At 41.1% G+C, this 18,565-nt stretch carries 17 protein-coding genes; 6 read left to right on the top strand and 11 right to left on the bottom strand.

The window, feature by feature from the left end; all coding sequences use genetic code 11:
• Positions 1-48: 48 nt before the first annotated feature.
• The 9 genes from K2F45_RS02460 to K2F45_RS02420 form a co-directional block, all read right to left on the bottom strand.
• A complete protein-coding gene (locus tag K2F45_RS02460; RefSeq protein ID WP_075990839.1) occupies positions 49-1,485 on the bottom strand; it encodes a phosphatase PAP2 family protein in 1,437 nt (478 codons plus the stop codon).
• A complete protein-coding gene (locus K2F45_RS02455) occupies positions 1,467-2,222 on the bottom strand; it encodes an SDR family NAD(P)-dependent oxidoreductase (RefSeq protein ID WP_075990838.1) in 756 nt (251 codons plus the stop codon). The genes K2F45_RS02460 and K2F45_RS02455 overlap by 19 nt, the downstream gene beginning before the upstream one ends.
• A complete protein-coding gene (locus K2F45_RS02450; protein ID WP_248932979.1) occupies positions 2,219-3,247 on the bottom strand; it encodes a patatin-like phospholipase family protein in 1,029 nt (342 codons plus the stop codon). The genes K2F45_RS02455 and K2F45_RS02450 overlap by 4 nt, the downstream gene beginning before the upstream one ends.
• Positions 3,248-3,297: 50 nt before the next feature.
• The gene (locus tag K2F45_RS02445) at positions 3,298-4,128 is read right to left on the bottom strand and encodes a phosphatidate cytidylyltransferase (protein ID WP_248932978.1); all 831 of its coding nucleotides are present in this window, start codon (positions 4,126-4,128) and stop codon (positions 3,298-3,300) included.
• Positions 4,121-4,723, bottom strand: coding sequence for a CDP-alcohol phosphatidyltransferase family protein (locus K2F45_RS02440; RefSeq protein WP_075990835.1), 603 nt, complete (start codon positions 4,721-4,723; stop codon positions 4,121-4,123). The genes K2F45_RS02445 and K2F45_RS02440 overlap by 8 nt, the downstream gene beginning before the upstream one ends.
• Positions 4,724-4,886: 163 nt before the next feature.
• Positions 4,887-6,371: a TPM domain-containing protein gene (locus K2F45_RS02435; protein ID WP_248932977.1), complete on the bottom strand. Its 1,485-nt coding sequence runs from the start codon at positions 6,369-6,371 to the stop codon at positions 4,887-4,889.
• A gap of 180 nt (positions 6,372-6,551) precedes the next feature.
• Positions 6,552-7,874, bottom strand: coding sequence for a gluconate:H+ symporter (locus K2F45_RS02430; protein WP_075990833.1), 1,323 nt, complete (start codon positions 7,872-7,874; stop codon positions 6,552-6,554).
• 16 nt (positions 7,875-7,890) lie between these two features.
• Entirely contained in the window at positions 7,891-9,402 is a 1,512-nt protein-coding gene (locus K2F45_RS02425; RefSeq protein ID WP_075990832.1) for a gluconokinase, read from the bottom strand.
• Between the two features lie 402 nt (positions 9,403-9,804).
• Positions 9,805-11,436, bottom strand: a complete 1,632-nt coding sequence (locus K2F45_RS02420) for an ABC-F family ATP-binding cassette domain-containing protein (RefSeq protein WP_075994613.1) — start codon at positions 11,434-11,436, stop codon at positions 9,805-9,807.
• Positions 11,437-11,520: 84 nt separating this feature from the next.
• On the opposite strand from K2F45_RS02420, the gene trmD reads away from it, so the two are divergent.
• From trmD to dusB, 6 genes are all read left to right on the top strand, one after another.
• Entirely contained in the window at positions 11,521-12,198 is a 678-nt protein-coding gene (gene trmD / locus K2F45_RS02415) for a tRNA (guanosine(37)-N1)-methyltransferase TrmD (RefSeq protein WP_075990831.1), read from the top strand.
• 258 nt (positions 12,199-12,456) lie between these two features.
• Positions 12,457-13,860, top strand: coding sequence for an anthranilate synthase component I family protein (locus tag K2F45_RS02410; RefSeq protein WP_075994612.1), 1,404 nt, complete (start codon positions 12,457-12,459; stop codon positions 13,858-13,860).
• Positions 13,857-14,150 (top strand): chorismate mutase family protein, encoded by a 294-nt coding sequence (locus tag K2F45_RS02405; protein WP_075990830.1) that lies wholly within the window; start codon positions 13,857-13,859, stop codon positions 14,148-14,150. The genes K2F45_RS02410 and K2F45_RS02405 overlap by 4 nt, the downstream gene beginning before the upstream one ends.
• On the top strand, positions 14,137-14,712 hold the full coding sequence (locus K2F45_RS02400) for an anthranilate synthase component II (RefSeq protein WP_075990829.1): 576 nt from the start codon (positions 14,137-14,139) through the stop codon (positions 14,710-14,712). Before K2F45_RS02405 ends, K2F45_RS02400 begins: the two co-directional genes overlap by 14 nt.
• Before the next feature lie 11 nt (positions 14,713-14,723).
• Complete coding sequence (gene trpC / locus K2F45_RS02395) at positions 14,724-15,506, top strand: indole-3-glycerol phosphate synthase TrpC (protein WP_075990828.1); 783 nt, start codon at positions 14,724-14,726, stop codon at positions 15,504-15,506.
• Between the two features lie 185 nt (positions 15,507-15,691).
• Positions 15,692-16,687, top strand: coding sequence for a tRNA dihydrouridine synthase DusB (gene dusB / locus K2F45_RS02390; RefSeq protein WP_046674816.1), 996 nt, complete (start codon positions 15,692-15,694; stop codon positions 16,685-16,687).
• 67 nt (positions 16,688-16,754) lie between these two features.
• Here the strand turns inward: dusB and K2F45_RS02385 are convergent, their stop codons facing one another.
• Positions 16,755-18,224 (bottom strand): lipopolysaccharide biosynthesis protein, encoded by a 1,470-nt coding sequence (locus K2F45_RS02385; protein WP_276521463.1) that lies wholly within the window; start codon positions 18,222-18,224, stop codon positions 16,755-16,757.
• 45 nt (positions 18,225-18,269) lie between these two features.
• Positions 18,270-18,551: an acylphosphatase gene (locus K2F45_RS02380; protein WP_046674815.1), complete on the bottom strand. Its 282-nt coding sequence runs from the start codon at positions 18,549-18,551 to the stop codon at positions 18,270-18,272.
• Between the last annotated feature and the right edge of the window lie 14 nt (positions 18,552-18,565).

Here is an 18,565-nt window from a genome sequence, read left to right as displayed (position 1 = left end):
CTAATATCAAATAGCATATTTAACAACAAAGATCATGCAAATGACTGTCTAGCTATTTCTCTCGACTAGCACCTCCATCAACTGAAGTGTATGTTTATGCAACACAAGATGCTTATTATGAGATTTAACCAAATCTATAGCATCCATTAAATCTAAAGATAATATTTTTTGTGACAATAGAACAGCAAAAATCATACTCCTGTTGTAGCCCATTGTGCAATGTATAATCATATTTTCACCTCGCTTCAATTGCTGATAACGGATGACGAGCGCAGCCAATATCCTTTCGGCATCAGCCAGCGTAATTGCCGCTATATCCAACAATGGAAATGAATGATAGTTTTCCTGTACATGTAGGATCGCTATTTCTTCCAATTCTGCAGCCAGGTCAAAAACAACCAGATGCTTATTCAGACCAAGCACACGGATATCTTCTGCTGTCGTCCTCGGGCCTACATAACAACGTGGTAAAATCTCAAGCAATGATGATTTATTACGACGTCTTACGAATCGCCACAACAACCAATAAATCCATTGGTATGGGCTATAAAACAATTTCTTAAAGCCGGGTATCCAACCTTCTTCATTTTTCAGAAACGTTGGATTATTGATAACATAATTTCTTCCTACCGCAATACAGACTAAGGATGGCCAACACAAAAGATATAATCCAAATGCATGAGTCCCGCCCCACAATGCCAGTAACAGCAAACACCAGCCGATGGCGTAGTAAACGTAGCCAATTCCTTGGTTTCTACGACAAACTTCGGCCTCCAAGTCTAATTTCGCCCTTTCGTCTAATTTCATCTTTTCGGTCCCGGGCAAAAAGGGCAACTCCCCCGCCTTTAGTGTAGATGATGCGCTGTCATGAAGCAATACCGATGGAGATGGGAATAGGACAAATCCGACATGAGCCAGAATCATCGCGGTCAACACATCCACCAGATGGTGCTGATAAACAGTGAGTGTAGCAATTCCCATGAATAGCAACCAAATCCCCACTATCCAGCGTGTCCAGCCTTTTAGCTGCCTACCGAGCACAGACCAAAACAGACATGCATACGCCACATGCAGCGAAGGGGCTTGATTAAATGGAGAGTCATGCTTACTTAAAAAAGCGAAGAAAAGTTTAAAAATTGGATTCTCAACACTAGGCCTATCAAAGGAAAATCGCAAGGGAAAAATAAAAAAACAACAAATAGAGACGATGGTAATGAAACTGAAACGCTTCGTATAGACCCAAAGCTCTTCTCGACTTCGACAACAGAAAGGAACCAAAGCGAAGAACAAACCGCTACTCATGTAGGGGATAATCATCCAAGAAACGAAAGGCATAAAGTGTTCAAAAGGAAACACAAACGAAGATACAGTAGTCTGATTTGCAGCATGGACCGCAGCAGCAGAATAAGTCAACTGGAAAAATAGCGCACAATAAAGGAAGACAGCAAATTGCAGCCCCCTATTTTTCAGTCGTTTTTCATCCATTTGGCCTTCCTTGACATAATTTTATTCAACACAATATTTGGAAGTAGTCCCAGAGATGCCATCAACCACTTCATACGCTTCGGAAAAACGACTTGCTTCTTCTTCTGTTCGATAGCTGTCATTATACGCTGTGCTGCATCGTCTACAGGGATTAAGAATGGTTTTTTAGACAAATCTTGCTTATTGAGGGCTCGCAGTTTATCCGTATCAACATAGCCCGGAGCAATAACAGTAACCGAAATTCCATACGGACAAAGTGCCCTACGATACGCATCAGCCACTTGGATTGCAGCACGCTTTGTCTTACTATATAGGCTTGAATTGGGAAAATGGAGCGTTCCCGAAACTGATGCAACGATTGCAATTTGTCCTTCCGACTGACCTTGCATAGCAGTTCTCGCCGCTTCAAAACAATTTAAAGTACCCATCATATTGACCTGGAGCATAGCCACCGCCTCCTGATAGCTTATTTGTTGAGCAACGTCATCCGCGTAACTCCCTGTACAATTGATAAAGAGGTCTAAAGGCATACGTGCACAAAATGAACTGACGGCATTTTGCAGGCTGCTCAATTGACATACATCGACTTCAAAACTTCTGATGCTATGTCCCCAAGGATAGGCTGACATTTTCGTCAGATCACGTCCACATACCGCTACCTCTGCTCCTTCCTCAAGATAACGCTTGGCCAAAGCAAGGCCTATTCCACTTGTACCACCGGCAATAAATACTTTCATTTCAATGAATTTAATGTCACCTCATAGCCATAGTTCCATTGCGCTTCCATCGCTTCAGCAAATTCTTGTTGATCAATCGGGAAAGACAGCGTAACTTCAAATTTAGACCAATCAATTCCTTTTTTACAGTATTTCCCAGCTAATTGTTCCGCGGCATTCTGTGTATCAATCCAATGTGCATAAGGAAACTGCTGTTCCAAATCCGTTAATCGTTTATTTCCGCTAAAGCCTAATACCGCCCGAACCAGCGCTTCTTCTTGTGGTTTATAAGGTTGTTTTCGCTCACATATGATGTTTTGAGCAAGCGACTTTGCTAGCTCCATTGGAACAAGATCAATTGCTCCACCCGCGTAATAGGTTTTATTGGAGCATACAGGTTCAATATAAAACATATCGGACATCGAAATACGGGCCGCCTGTAGCATAGAAAACTCAGCATTCAAATGAACCGCTTTAGCCACGGCACTATGCTCGTAATTACTATCCGAAATTCCTATTGCCTCAACGGGCACGTTTTCCAATACATCTTGAGTTCCCATCAATATCTTTTGATAGAGTTTTCGGTCCCCACGCCGCTGCCCTACTTCAGACGGACTGAACAGCACTTTAGCGCCGACCACAAGTGCTGGAATTGCTGTTGAGAATGGTCTATCCAATGTAGGCAATAGTAAGGAAAGATCCTGTTCCATATGGACGAGATAGCGATTAAAAACGTCCTCAATAAAGGGTGCCCGTTTCTTATTAAACTGTTTTTTCAAAACATACACGCCCAGCCTCCCCAAACGACGCTGTTCTGTAAGCCGATGATGCAGGAAAAACTGATAAAACTCGTCTGATTGCAGATAGGACTTGCGAGCTTCATGTGTAGCAAAGGCCTGTATAACAGCCACTGCCATTGAACCACCGCAGCTCGCGATAAGCAGATCTGGCTTTAAGCCCAGCTCATCCAGCGCAGCGTACATACCAAGATATAGACTGAACCGAGTTCCACCCCCCGAAAATAAAACAGCACGTTGATAAGCCATCAGATTGAAATTTTAGTTAGCCTTCTCACTACCACATTCATCAAATCCTATTAATTCCCCAACAACAGGATAATCAAAGCATAAAACAGGGGCGCATTGAAGATCAGACTATCGATACGATCCAATAAACCACCATGCCCAGGAATCAATGTTCCAGTATCTTTAACTCCTGTCTTTCTTTTCAGATAGGAAAAAAGGACATCTCCCCAGAATCCCAAAATACCGAAAAACAAACCGAACAACGAAAAGTATAGAAAATTCTGAAATGGCAGTAAAAAATAGCCCAATAAATTACTCAATATAATTGTTAAGCTGATACCGCCCACACATCCCGCAATTGTCTTATTTGGACTAATACGCGGAACGATTTTACGTTTGCCAAAAAACTTACCCATCAGGTATTGAAAGACGTCATTCAGTTCCGTTAACACAACAATATATCCGATTAATTTTAGTCCTAGGAACGGGTTGCCATCCACTTTAATGGATCGGATAAAAGCTAAATGGCTAAATGCAAGCAAACAAGCTACCGCGCCCAAAAATAGTCCAAATACTGCTCCCTTCTTAACCTTTAAACCATATTTGAAAAACAAAGCAGTCACCAAACACAAGAAGCTAGCCAACAATAGATATTCTCGATAGGAACAAAAGTATAGGAGCAACGCTTGCAACAATGCCATGCAAAGAAAAACCAATGGTTGCGTCTTACATTCAGGGATAAACATACGAGCAAACTCGCGCATCCCTTGAAAGGTTATCCAGGCCACAAACAAGGGTGATATTGTTGGTGGAACGAAGGCAACCGCCAACACCAAGACAATATAACCCCAGCTTCTAACACGAACAGGAACATCTGCGAACTTGCTATTGGCATCAGCCATGCGCCAAAGCCTTTCTCAATCGAGTTACCGAACTCAAAAGTAAGAGTAAGCACAAAACACCAAAAATATAACCTGAAACAGTAACCATTGAAATATGCAATAATGCTAAAATTCCATATACCCCCAACAGCAAAGCACGATCACTTTTACCCATCGGCCCATCGTAACGACGATCATTGGCAATCACCTTCCCGATCAATCCACAAAATTCATTCACAACACTTAATACGATAAAAGCGACGATAAGATATATGCTTTCTGGATGAAACTTCAGCAAAGGAAAAAATAGCACGACATCCGAAACAATATCTCCGACTTCGTTCAAGACTTCGCCCGTCTTGCTAGTCTGATTAAAAAGTCGTGCCATCATGCCATCTAAGGCATTCAAGGCCATTCGTAATAACAATCCGATTGGCAGGGCCAAAAAGAAAATCGGGAAACGATCAGCATACCAAAACAGTAAAGCAATGATCAAAGACAATACAATAGATCCGATCGTGATCTGGTTTGCCGTTACCTTTTTTCTATGTAAAAAGTTCAAGATTGGCATCAGCAACTGCTGAAATTTTGGTTTTAATTTATAAACAGAAATCATCTCGCGCTAGCTGTAATTTATTTTTTCATTTTTTTTAAAAAAAAATTTGCATAGTGTAATATATACACTATATTTGTGTCATCATAATTTAGGTTTATAATTGGTTATTTAAGGTTTTCATTCTCCCCGTTTGGAAACCTTTTTTTTTGCCCTAAATTACCGACTACCATCTTCCACCGGCACCACCCCCACCAGAAGATCCGCCACCAAAGCTTCCACCGCCACCACTACTACTAGATCCTCCGCCAGAGCTACTCGATGTTGAGCGCACTTTAATTGGAGTCGAGTGTTCACCATGAGATACCCGATGTCCACAATTCTTACATAAGTCAAAGCGTTCCTCTAATCCCTGCGAACTATAAGTTGCTGCACGTATCGTCTTGGTACGTCCAGTCTCAAAAGTTCTATAATGACATGCAGGACATTCACTGAATCCAACATTCTCGTCCCAGGGGACCAGCTTTGTTTCGTTGGTCGCCTGATCAATCCAGATTTCGTACGAACGGCTACCGATTTTTTCCTCCAAAAGCTGCCCCTTATCCAGGTAAGCACTTTCACGGGTGGACACATCATCCTTATTCATGCGCAACCAACGTCCGGATTGATCTGGAGGAACCAATCGAAGTTGATTCTTCCGGATGCGCTTGTTTAATCCAATGAGATCAAATAGTGCCAATGGACTCAGTAATAAAGGAACTAAGCCCCAGACACGAAATTTACGTAGGGCCTTTTGAATATTTTCCTCATCCTGATAGGAATTAACAATTTGCGTGCGGCTTGCATTGTATTTCATGGCAAGGGTAATACTACCAAAAACAACTATAAAATAAGGTAGATTTTTCCACTGATAGACCTCCTCAAAATTCTTGAGGGCAAATGCACAGATAAACACCGAGATAAACATTAAAATCCCCATGCAGCCGCATCCACTGATTAAAGGCGGGAAATATTTACTTTTTTTGGTCAACTTCCCTTTGATCGCACGGGTCACCTCACCCAACCAGATATAACAGAGCGCAAACAAGCCTAAAACCAAAAGTGAATTTCGCAGGATAGGACTTTTAAAGCTCCAGACCGGCGTTGCCTCTGGCATTAAGCGTTCCAGCTCGGCTTTACTATCCGGTGAGGTAAGTATTGTCTTAATAAATTCTGCGGCCTCCTTAACACCGCGGTCGTAATCTTCATTCCTAAAATTGGGTACGAGATATTTTTCTCCAATACGTTTTAAATAGGCATCGGGCAAAATACTTTCCATACCATACCCTGTAATAAAACGGTATTCATGTCGGTCTTTAGCAATAAACAACAAAAGCCCATTGTTACTTTCCTTCTTACCGATACCCCAGGTATTGAATAATTTTAAGGCAAATTCGAAATCACTGTCGCCAACATAATCATTCACAACAACGATTGCAAATTCACCTTTTGTAGCAGCCTCAATCTGCGTCGATAAGCCATCTAATTCGGCCACTGTACCCGAGGATAGAATCCCATCAGGATTGGAGACAAAATAATCCTGTCCCTGTAATTTGGGGCTTGGCAAATTGTCGACGGTATAGGCGATAATTTGCCCGAAAGCTGACAGCCCGGGGAGGCAGCTTCCTACCCAAATCAATAAAAAAATATAAAAACGATGTAATCTCTGCATAGTTTTAGAACAACAAAATTTGGCTCATTGTCACGATATTAAGAAAAAAAAACCAAACAAAGGTTTTCATCAAAAAAAAGCCCATAATCAACCGATTATGGGCCTATATAATTTAATATTCGTTTAAGACGCTCTGTCCTATTAATGTATCCTAGCAATATGAAACTTTCCCATTCGCTGTCAATGACCAAGCCAGTGTAAAATCAAGACACCGATCAACCCAATAACAGAAACGAGCGTTTCCATCACCGTCCATGAGCGAAACGTATCCTTCATGCTCACTCCAAAATAAGATTTAAACATCCAAAACCCCGGATCGTTGACGTGTGAGAACATGAGACTACCCGCTCCCGTCGCTAGCACCATTAATTCAGGAGTAACCTCTCCTCCCTGCACAATGGGAAGCATAATGCCCGCTGCCGTGAGCCCAGCAACACTAGCCGAACCGATAACTAGGCGAATGATACCGGCTATTAACCATGCAAGCACAAGAGGCGACAAGCTCAGGTCTGCGGTTAGGTCAGCGATGTAATTCGCTACACCACTATCTACCAAAATTTGCTTGAAAGCGCCTGATGCTGCAATGATAAAAAGGATCATCATTATCCCGCGGATTGCTTCTTCCACACTTGCTGACTGCTGCCGCAAACTTTTGCCTTGGCGGATACCCATTGTGTACATCGCCATTAGCGATGCAATCATTAAAGCCACCACCGGGTCACCCAAGAAACGTAGTGCCTTCAGCCAAGAGGAGCCTTCTGGAAATATTAGATGGGAAAATGAACCAAAAGCAATTAAAATTATTGGAAAAAGCCCCGTAAATATACTAATTGCAAATCCGGGAAGCTCTTTTCGATCTGCTTGATTGTGTTCAGGAAAAAACTCAGTGGGTGGGTTGGTCGGAATACGCTTAAGCATCCTGCCAAAGAGCGGTCCACCGATAATTATGGCAGGAATTGCCACAATAATGCCATACACCATTGTTAAACCTATATCCGCTTTGTAGGTAAGCGCTATGGCCGTAGCTCCCGGATGTGGAGGCAAATAACCGTGTGTCACGGACAGCGCTGCCAGCAACGGAATGGCGACGTAAAGCAATGGCATTTTATTGGAAGCACATACCATGAAAACGAATGGTACTAAGACGATAAAACCGACATTGTAGAATAAGGGAATTCCTACTAAAAAGCCCGTGAGAACCATTGCCCAAGGTAAGTTCTTTTTGCCAAATACAGCAGTTAGCACCGTTGTAATCTTTTCTGCAGCACCACCTTCCGCCATCAATTTCCCCAGTAGAGCCCCGAAAGCCAACAATAGTGCCAACTGGCCCATAGTGGTACTCACTCCAGTTTCAACAGATTTAAGGATATCGACGGCACTCATATTCATCGCAAAACCGACCGCAACGGAGGTTATCAGTAATGAAAAGATCGTGTTTAACCTGACGACAGTGACTAAAAGAAGTAGTAAAGCTACTCCCAAAATAACGATGATTAGAGGCATAATGATTTATATCTAGTTAAAACTCCGCTTCCAATAAATGGTACAGGCGTTCAAATTTTTGGAAGTTTCTAACATATACAGCGTGATTCTCCGCACTCGGTTTATAACAGTGCTCGGTATCTTGCTTTCCTTCCGTTTGTTTGATTTTTATAGTAGGACCACCTCCCTGTATACCCAAGGCTTCCAAGCCTATCAATGCTGCTCCCCAAGCAGAGCTTTCTACTGTATTTTTGGTAAATACAGGTTTATTGAAAATGTCTGCAAGCATCTGCACCAACAACGATGAACGCGCTAAGCCGCCGCTTGCAAAGATCGTATGAATGGGACCGGTGTTCTCCTCTAAGGCGAGTCCTACACTGTAAATTGCAAACAACATCCCTTCCATCATGGCACGTGCAAAGTGCGCCCTGCCATGATGCAACTGTATTCCAAAATAAACGCCTTTTGCATTGGAATTCCAATGTGGTGCCCGTTCACCAGTTAGATAGGGCAAGAATATCAAGCCTTCCGCCCCGGGAACGACGGAGTCGACCAAAGCATTTAACGACGCAGAAGGATCTCCATCTGCTTCCATTTGGGTAAATTCGCACAAAAAGTTGTCTCGAAACCAGTTGCGTAATACACCGCCATTGTTAACCGCACCACCAATTATATATTCATTTGGTCTAAGTAGATATGTAAATAGTCTCTGTTTTTTTTCTTGATTTGCCTGCGAACTTGCTACGCGAATAGCCCCACTGGTACCGATTGTTACCGAAGCCACTCCGGGACTTATAGCCCCTACCCCGAGATTAGCCAAACAGCCATCGCTACCACCTATAACAAAAGGGGTATCTTCAGGGATCTGCATCAAGGCCGCAATTTTTTGGCTAGGCATATTTAAAATATAATCGACCGGAACTGGAGATGCTAGTTGCTCTTCCGATATACCTGCCAAGCTTAACGCCTGATCAGACCATGTTAGGTGATGTATGTCGAAAAGCCCAGTTGCAGATGCGATGGAATGATCGACTACGTAAACTCCAAAGAGCCGGTAAAAAAGAAATTCTTTGATACCGATAAACTTGTGCGACTGCGCAAATAATTTTTGATCGTTGGACTTTATCCACATTAATTTGCAAAGCAAAGACATGGGATGTATTGGTGTACCCGTCTGCTGATAAAGCAGCCTGCCCGCCTCACTTGCCTCCAAGGCAACCGCAATATGCTCACTTCTGCGATCTGCCCATATAATGCAATTGCTAAGTGGCTGCCCCGCCGAGTCAACAGCGATCAGTCCGTGCATAGCACTGCTCACCGAAATACATACGGGTTTCGGTATCTCAGCACGAGATTGCCTTAAGCTAATCATTACATACCGAACAGACTCAATACATGCCGCATAAACAATCTCCGGATCTTGCTCGTACCAGCCTTCCGACGGGTTTAATATAGGATAAGATATGCTATGCTGCGACAAGATGTTACCTTCGTAGTCAAATGCAACAGCTTTCGCAGATGATGTCCCAATGTCTAATCCAATGATCATAAATAAAATTGATGTTTAGGAGAGCTCAATATACGGATTATCTGTTGGTTTACAACAAAAGGCTCAATACCAGCAAACTAATTGGAGCGAGAAAAGCGCCGCATACCGATCTGCTGATAATTGTCTTTCATAGTATCAACATAAACGGTAAATATCAACTTAGAAAAACGGTATTAAACGATAAGCATAGATAAAAAGAATAACTACGATTTTGGAATAGTTGGACTCGGAGTAGTGGTATTGATCGGGAAGGTATCTTTCACACGCTTTGGGATTAAGGGACAAAAGCTTGAAGATTCGATTTAATCATTGTTTAAAACGCAAAAAAGCGGCTTTTTGATATAAAAGCCGCTTTTTAAAACTGAGTCCCCTACCGGGTTTTATACTACGTTTATTTAGATGCTAACGTTCAATATCCTTCAAGCTACTCATCTTCTTGTATTCCAAGAAACCTTTAATATCTTCAAAATGCTCCCGTACGCGTTTATTTCCGAATTCAAAGACTTTCTCAGCCAAGCCGTCCAAAAAGTCACGGTCGTGTGAAACAAGGATCAACGTACCATCAAAATCCTTTAAGGCATCTTTGATAATATCTTTGGTCTTCATGTCCAAATGGTTGGTAGGCTCATCGAGAATCAATACATTCACTGGCTCCAAAAGAAGTTTTATCATGGCCAGACGAGTTCGCTCTCCTCCAGATAATACCTTCACCTTTTTCGTCGTGTCATCACCACTAAACATAAAAGCACCCAAGAGATCTTTCATTTTAACACGCACTTCACCTACAGCGATTTGATCAATGGTATCAAAAACGGTCATCTCTCCATCAAGTAATGCGGCCTGATTTTGTGCAAAGTACCCAATTTTTGCATTGTGCCCTACTTTCAGCGTACCTTCGAAATCGATTTCCCCCATAATTGCTTTGATCATGGTCGATTTACCCTCACCGTTCTTCCCGACAAAAGCGACCTTTTCACCACGTTCGATGACCATATTTGCTTTTTGAAATACGACGTGTTCATCATAAACCTTGGTTAGATCCTCAACGATAACAGGATATTGACCTGAGCGCGGGGATGGTGGGAATTTAAGACGCAGTGCAGAAGTATCTACCTCGTCTATCTCAATGATTTCCAATTTCTCCAGCATCTTTACACGTGATTGCACCTGCAATGTTTTAGAATAGGTACCTCTGAAACGATCGATAAACTCCTGATTGTCCGCAATAAAGCGTTGCTGCTCTTCATACGCTTTTAGCTGATGCTGGCGACGCTCCTGACGTAATTCCAAGTAATGACTATACTTGGCACGATAATCATAAATCCTTCCCATCGTCACCTCGATGGTCCGATTGGTGATATTGTCGACAAATGCTCTGTCGTGCGAAATAACGATAACTGCTTTAGCCGAATTGACCAAGAAATCTTCCAGCCATTGGATACTCTCGATATCCATGTGGTTGGTTGGCTCATCCAATAAAATCAAATCGGGCTTTTTCAATAATATTTTAGCTAATTCGATACGCATCCGCCAACCACCGGAAAACTCAGAAGTCTGTCTTGTAAAATCCGAACGCTCAAAACCGAGCCCCTTCAGGACCTTTTCAACTTCTGCATCATAGTTAACTTCCTCAATCGAATAGAACTTTTCACTTAATTCGGATACACGTTCGATCAATTGCATATAATCGTCAGACTCATAGTCTGTACGGATATTTAATTGCTCATTCAGGTTTTCCAACTCATCACGCATACCATAGACTTCTTCGAAAGCCTTTGATGTTTCTTCAAAAACAGTCACGTTATCCTCTGTTAACAAATGTTGCGGTAAATAGGCTATAATGGCATCTTTCGGACCAGCAACATTACCTGTAGTAGGTTTACCCACTCCAGCGATAATTTTCAGTAAGGTGGATTTACCGGCACCATTTTTACCCATCAATGCGATTTTATCATTCTCATTGATGGAGAAAGATACATCTGAAAAAAGAGTTGTTCCCCCAAAGGAAACAGAAATATTATTTACGTCAATCACTGTATATACACTTAATTTTGGCACAAAGATAAGCGAATCAATCTTATAAATAGACAATGGTGCATTTTTGTGTATCTTTGCCCCATGCGTTTTGATATTATTACGGTCTTACCTGACCTCTTGGAAAGTCCATTTGCACACTCTATTTTGCAACGAGCAAAGAACAAAGGCTTGGCTGAAATATATGTCCACAATTTAAGAGACTATTCAACAAATAAACACAAAAGTGTCGATGATTATCCGTACGGGGGCGGATCGGGCATGGTCCTTCAAATAGAACCCTTTGCCAAGTGTATAGAGCAATTGCAAGCTGAACGGGAATACGATGAGATCATTTACATGACTCCCGACGGTGAAACATTCAATCAGGATATTGCGAATGGATTATCTACAAAAAGAAATATGATGATTCTCTGTGGGCATTACAAGGGAATAGATCAACGTATCCGTGATATTTATGTAACAAAAGAGATCTCAGTCGGTGATTATGTACTGTCCGGAGGTGAGCTTCCAGCGGCGATTGTTACAGATGCTGTTATCCGTCTGATTCCCGGAGTTTTGTCGGATGAGACATCCGCGCTTTCAGATTCTTTTCAGGATGGATTACTAGATGCGCCTATCTATACACGCCCTGCAGACTGGAAAGGCCACAAAGTACCTGATATTCTCCTTAGTGGTCATGAGGCAAAAATCGCTGCATGGAAAGATGAACAACAGTTAAAAAGAACGCAAGAAAGACGTCCTGATTTATTAAATGATTAAGAAATAAGGTGAATTTTTGTTTTTTTGTCACAAAAAGTTTGCTTATTTATTTTTTTTTATAAATTTGTGTAATAATGACACGAAGATATACAAATACAAATTGGTGGTGGCCTGAAGCAATAAGCATCGGGAACTAATTGGTATTGTCATAATATTTCATAATCAACCAAAACCATTTATGGAAATTCCAACCCCGATGCTGACCAGTATCGGGGTTTTTTTATGCATAGTTTACAACAAGAAGATAAGACACAAAAAATGAAGTATACATTCAAAACAAAAACCAGAAAGTTGCTCGCGGATACAACTACACCAGTGAGCATCTATCTTCGCCTAAGAGATATCTTTCCAAACTCATTGTTACTGGAAAGCTCCGACTACCATAGTCGCGACAACAACATCAGTTACATCTGTTGTCAACCAATTGCCGGAATCCAGCTCGATGAGAAAGAGCTGACGCTCACTTATCCGGGTAGAGAACGTATCGTAAAAAATGCGCACGAAATCGAATTACGTCAAGAAGTTTCCGATTTTAGGAATTCCTTCGAAGATCATACAATTGCTGAACTTAACTTGATCTCCAATGGCCTATTTGGTTACTTCACCTTCGATTGTATTGAACACTTTGAGGACATCAAACTAACAACAACGGTAGATCCGGCACGGAAAATACCGTTTATGCAATATCATGTTTACAAATATGTCATTGCCATCGACCACTTCCGTAATCAACTCTATATTTTTGAACATCTGCTGGATGACGAAGAATCAGAACTTGAAAGAATGCAGTTCCTTATTCAGAACAAAAACTTCCCTGAATATACCTTCAAACTAGCTGGCGAGGAAAGCTCCAATCGTACCGATGAAGAACACCGTCAGTTGGTTAAGAAGATGAAAGAGCATATCCAACGTGGTGATGTATTCCAGATCGTTCCATCCAGAGGCTTTAAGACACCGTTCTCCGGTGATGAATTCAATGTCTATCGTGCGCTCCGCTCCATCAACCCTTCGCCCTATCTTTTCTATTTTGATTATGGTGACTTTAAACTTTTCGGATCATCGCCTGAGGCTCAACTGCGTATCCACGGGAAACAAGCGACGATTTTCCCTATCGCAGGAACATTCAAACGGACAGGTAACATGGAGGAAGATCAAAAGATAGCCACCAAGCTCAAAGAAGACCCAAAAGAGACTTCCGAACATGTTATGCTCGTCGATCTTGCCCGCAATGACTTAAGTAGACATTGCACCCAAGTTAAAGTTGAGTCCTACATGGAACCACAATATTACTCGCATATTATCCACTTGGTCTCCAAAGTAACGGGCACATTAAAAGATAATATCAACCCATTTGACATCGTAGGTGATACATATCCTGCGGGTACGCTTTCAGGTGCTCCAAAACATATGGCGTTGACATTGATTGATCGTTATGAAGGATTACAACGCTCATTTTATTCGGGTGCAATCGGATTCATGGGTTTTAACGGAGACTTTAATCATGCCATTATGATCCGGTCCTTCCTAAGTAAGCAAAACACCTTACATTATCAGGCCGGTGGCGGTATCGTATTAGATTCAGACCCCGAAATGGAGCTACAAGAAGTAAATAACAAAATTGCTGCGCTACGAAAAGCATTACAATTAGCAGAAACATTATGATCAGACCATTGGAATACTGTGTCAACAAGCAACATATCCATGATTCGGTAGACACCATTGACAACCGCATCGTTGAGCTATTGGCATTACGAAAAACCTATATCGGCAAAGGCAAGTCCTTCGAGGATGAGCAAAACGAAGAGCAGAATATCATTCGGAACCTGGACAGTAATTATGTCCTACTGGCAAAAAGATTTCATTTGCCAATCGAATTTATTCAGTCCATATTCCAGGAAATTGAAAATTATATTAATCAAGATTTTATAGCAAAAGGTTATGAGCAACAATAAAATAGTCGTTATAGACAACTACGATTCGTTCACCTACAACTTGGTCCATTTGTTACAGGAATTAGATCAAGAATATGTTGTATGGAGAAATGATAAATTTAAACTGGAAGATATTGATGCTTTCGATAAAATACTTCTTTCGCCGGGCCCAGGTATTCCAGAAGAAGCTGGATTATTACTTGATGTTATCCGTACCTACGCTCCACATAAAAGTATATTGGGTATTTGCTTAGGCCAACAGGCTATTGCAGAAGTCTTTGGTGGTACACTATTCAATATGGAAAAACCTTTGCATGGCGTAGCAACAAATATTTCTGTTGTTGATGAGTCAGAGAAATTGTTTCGGGACTTCCCAAAAGATTCCAAAATTGGACGCTACCATTCTTGGGCTGTAAACAAAGACACCCTACCAGCTAGCCTCAAGGTAACGGCAACCGACGAGAATGGCATCATTATGGCCTTAACCCATACCGAATACGATGTAAGGGGAATGCAGTTCCACCCAGAGTCGGTATTGACCACAAATGGTAAAAAATTAATTGAAAACTGGTTGGGAATCTAACATCTAAAAAAATGACTATACTTGATAAAATCATTGAACGAAAAAAAATAGAAGTAGAAAAAGCAAAAGCTTTAGTTCCTTTTGAGGAACTATTAAACTATCCCTATTTCAGTGTGGCTTGTCTATCGTTGAGAGAATCTATTCTTGATCCTGAAAAAACAGGAATTATAGCGGAATACAAAAGAGCATCGCCATCAAAAGGAGACATCAATAGTACTTCAGCAGTGGAAGATGTTGTAAAGGCATACGAGGAGGCAGGTGCTTCGGCAGTCTCGGTTCTTACTGATAGCGAATTTTTCAAAGGCAATTTAGAAGATCTATCGAAAGCACGCGAGGCTATTAGCATTCCTATCTTAAGAAAAGAATTCATCGTGGATAAATATCAGATCACCGAAGCGAAAGCTTATGGAGCAGATATCATCCTCTTAATTGCAGCATGTCTGAAAAAGGAGGAAATACAGGAATTTGCAGCCTATGCACACCAATTGGGTTTAAATGTTTTACTTGAGGTGCACAACGAACAGGAACTGTTGGATAATCTTTTCGATGACATTGACGCAATTGGTGTCAATAATAGAAACCTTAAAGATTTTTCTGTCGACATTCAGCATTCTTATGATCTCCTGAACAAAATACCAACAGAATATATTAAAGTGTCTGAGAGCGGTATATCTGATCCTTCGACAATTAAAGCTCTAAAAAGAGCTGGATTCCAAGGATTTTTAATTGGTGAAAATTTCATGAAGACAGCCGATCCTGGACAAGCTATCAAAGAATTTGTAAAAGAAATATAAGGAAATCAAACCCTGACGTTAGGAAGACTATACTTTCACTTAACTCTGAATTTGGCGGGGTTAGCGATTCGAACGGTCAACGTTCGACAGGATCTGAAGAGATCAAAAATCGGCTCTAAACTCGTGACAGTTAGCTAACTTTATACTAATGCCAAATTTTGTACCTTTGTAAAAAATTATCGAAGATGTCGGTCAAGATTGGTGAAAATATTGATTTGGGTAAATTCCCATTGTTATTAGCTCCGATGGAGGATGTAAGTGATCCTCCGTTTCGCTATGTGTGCAAACAGAATGGTGTTGATTTAATGTATACTGAATTTATTTCCTCGGAAGGCTTAATTCGGGATGCTGCAAAGTCAATTCAAAAACTTGATATTTTTGAATATGAACGTCCTATTGGCATTCAGATCTTTGGTGGAGATATTGAAAGTATGCGTCAATCTGCTGAGATCTGCACAAAAGCAGGGCCTAATTTAATCGACATCAATTACGGCTGTCCAGTTAAAAAAGTAGTCTGTAAAGGAGCTGGTTCATCCCTGCTACAGGACATCGATAAAATGGTTGCAATGACAAAAGCTGTCGTTGAGGCTACGGATCTACCCGTAACGGTGAAAACACGTCTTGGCTGGGATGACAACACAAAAAATGTATACGAAGTTGCCGAAAGGTTACAAGATGTGGGGATCAAAGCACTTGCGATTCATGGACGTACGCGCGCGCAGCTGTATAAAGGTCAGGCGGACTGGTCTATGATTCGTGATATCAAACGCAATCCGCGCATCAAGATTCCAATTTTTGGCAATGGCGATGTAGACTCTGTCGAAAAAGCTGCGGCATGGCGGCAGGAGTTTGAAGTGGATGGCATTATGATTGGCCGTGCAGCAATCGGATACCCCTGGATCTTTAGAGAAATAAAACATTTTTTCAATACTGGTGAGCGTTTAGAAGGACCAACTATTGCCGAACGTGTCGAGGTTTGCAGAACACATCTGAACAAATCCATTGAATGGAAAGGTGACAAATTGGGTATTTTTGAAATGCGCAGGCATTATGCGAATTACTTCAAAGGAATCCCCAACTTTAAAGAACACCGAATGAAATTGGTTAGCCTTCAAAGCCAGGCAGAGATTCTTGAGGTACTTCATGAAATTGAACACAATTTCTCGGCAGAAATGGTATAATCCTGAAGTCTACGATTTATAAAGAAAAAGGTCGTGCTAAGTTAACATTAGCACGACCTTTTTTCGTTTAAGCGTCTTTCTTTATGAATCGCTTGAGGTGATTTCTTTCCATCAGAAATACACCTCCAATGTAAGCAATCAAAAGCCCATTACCAACGAAGGTATTATGATTAAATACAAAATAGGATAGATAGGAGAAACATATTCCTACAATTATATATATCAGGATCTTGCCCAATTTATAAGGTATAGGATAATGTTTTTGTCCCCATACATAAGATAGCACCACCATAGAAAAGTAGGCTAAAAATGTGACTATTGATGCTCCAACATAACTGTATCTAGGAATCAGATAATAATTCGCAACGACAGTTATTCCTGCGCCTACCAATGAAATATACAAAGCGTACCGCGTTTGGTCAGAAAGCTTATACCATACCGAAAGATTCATATAGATTCCCAGCAGCACATAATTGAATAGTAATAGCGGAACGATGAAAAGTCCAGACCAATATAAGTCACGAGTTTCCACATTTCCTTTAATAAAATACTTCAGCCAGTCAATATTCGCTGTAATCCCCAGCATAACTAACATCATGGCAATTACGAAATATTCCATAATCAACGCATAGGTCTTCTTTGCATTAGCATTTTTTGCATAAGAAAAGAAAAATGGTTCGGCACCCAATCGAAAAGCCTGAACAAAAATGCTCAGAAACATCGCTAATTTTCCAACGGCTCCATAGATCCCCAAATCGCGATCACCAATATCCTTAGGCAGGTAGATTGGCAACACAATTTTATCTAAATTTTCGTTGATGATATAAGAAATATTGGCAATTAAAATCGGAAAGCTATACGATAGCATCTTTAAGATTAGCTGCTTTTCGGGTTTAAAATAAAACCCTTTCATTTCAGGCAGGAGCAATAGAAAGGTTGCTGCACTTGCCACAATATTAGAAATAAATATATAACCTATCCATTCATTTCTATACCAACCGGAACACCAAGTGCCCAAAGCACCACCATCTTTTATCAGATAGGGAACTAGCGCAATAAAGAATAGGTTAAGCATAACCATAATACCGATGTTGGCCAATTTAATAGCACCAAATCGAATAGGCCTTCCCTCCGATCTCAATTTCGCAAAAGGAACAATAGCTAAAGCATCCAATGCCAATATGAGGGCGAAATACTTCACATAGCTCTCGTAATTGGCATTGTAAGTTCCCTTATTCAACCAGCTACCAATAGTGCCAGCAAAGACTATGGCCGTAATAAAAAATAATGTTGCCAAAGAGGCAATGACGATAAAACTGTTATTGAAAACCTGCTTTTTATCCTTTTCTTCGACTTTTTGGAGAAACCTAAAAAAAGTTGTTTCCATACCAAATGCCAAAACGGCATTGATCATGGATGCCCAGGCGTACATATGAGTAAATATTCCGTAGGACGCAGGTGGATATTTGAGGACATACAATGGCGTCATGACGAAATACAGCATACGGGCTATAATCGTACTCAGGCCATAAATCATGGTCTGTCCGGCGAATTTTTTAAGTACTGACAAGGCGGAAAAGACTTAAGATTGAACTCTTTTAACTACTTCAAAATTGGAGAAGCCCTTCATTTCGCCTTCCTTTACCTCAACACTTTCAACGATTGCACCCTCGGGTCCTTCTTGGCAGAACTCCAATAGTGAATCTAGCGCAAAATCGTCGCCCTCGCCCTCTATATAGACAGAACCATCTTTTAAATTGACAACAAAGCCTCTAACACCGACTTGATCTGCAACCGCCTTGGTTGTCAATCTAAAAAAGACACCCTGTACTTTACCTCTTATTGAAATATTCAAATGTTTCATCTGTAACTTATTTT

Source organism: Sphingobacterium siyangense (assembly GCF_023277505.1).
Classification (GTDB): domain Bacteria; phylum Bacteroidota; class Bacteroidia; order Sphingobacteriales; family Sphingobacteriaceae; genus Sphingobacterium; species Sphingobacterium siyangense.
The sequence above is the reverse complement of the archived record's forward strand: the minus strand, read 5'-3'. Positions and strand labels throughout refer to the sequence as shown.

Coding starts and splice junctions, on each gene's coding strand:
- K2F45_RS02460 (WP_075990839.1), bottom strand. CDS start 1,485: ATGGATGAAAAACGACTGAAAAATAGGGGGCTGCAATTTGCTGTCTTC.
- K2F45_RS02455 (WP_075990838.1), bottom strand. CDS start 2,222: ATGAAAGTATTTATTGCCGGTGGTACAAGTGGAATAGGCCTTGCTTTG.
- K2F45_RS02450 (WP_248932979.1), bottom strand. CDS start 3,247: ATGGCTTATCAACGTGCTGTTTTATTTTCGGGGGGTGGAACTCGGTTC.
- K2F45_RS02445 (WP_248932978.1), bottom strand. CDS start 4,128: ATGGCTGATGCCAATAGCAAGTTCGCAGATGTTCCTGTTCGTGTTAGA.
- K2F45_RS02440 (WP_075990835.1), bottom strand. CDS start 4,723: ATGATTTCTGTTTATAAATTAAAACCAAAATTTCAGCAGTTGCTGATG.
- K2F45_RS02435 (WP_248932977.1), bottom strand. CDS start 6,371: ATGCAGAGATTACATCGTTTTTATATTTTTTTATTGATTTGGGTAGGA.
- K2F45_RS02430 (WP_075990833.1), bottom strand. CDS start 7,874: ATGCCTCTAATCATCGTTATTTTGGGAGTAGCTTTACTACTTCTTTTA.
- K2F45_RS02425 (WP_075990832.1), bottom strand. CDS start 9,402: ATGATCATTGGATTAGACATTGGGACATCATCTGCGAAAGCTGTTGCA.
- trmD (WP_075990831.1), top strand. CDS start 11,521: ATGCGTTTTGATATTATTACGGTCTTACCTGACCTCTTGGAAAGTCCA.
- K2F45_RS02410 (WP_075994612.1), top strand. CDS start 12,457: ATGAAGTATACATTCAAAACAAAAACCAGAAAGTTGCTCGCGGATACA.
- K2F45_RS02405 (WP_075990830.1), top strand. CDS start 13,857: ATGATCAGACCATTGGAATACTGTGTCAACAAGCAACATATCCATGAT.
- K2F45_RS02400 (WP_075990829.1), top strand. CDS start 14,137: ATGAGCAACAATAAAATAGTCGTTATAGACAACTACGATTCGTTCACC.
- trpC (WP_075990828.1), top strand. CDS start 14,724: ATGACTATACTTGATAAAATCATTGAACGAAAAAAAATAGAAGTAGAA.
- dusB (WP_046674816.1), top strand. CDS start 15,692: ATGTCGGTCAAGATTGGTGAAAATATTGATTTGGGTAAATTCCCATTG.
- K2F45_RS02385 (WP_276521463.1), bottom strand. CDS start 18,224: ATGATTTATGGCCTGAGTACGATTATAGCCCGTATGCTGTATTTCGTC.
- K2F45_RS02380 (WP_046674815.1), bottom strand. CDS start 18,551: ATGAAACATTTGAATATTTCAATAAGAGGTAAAGTACAGGGTGTCTTT.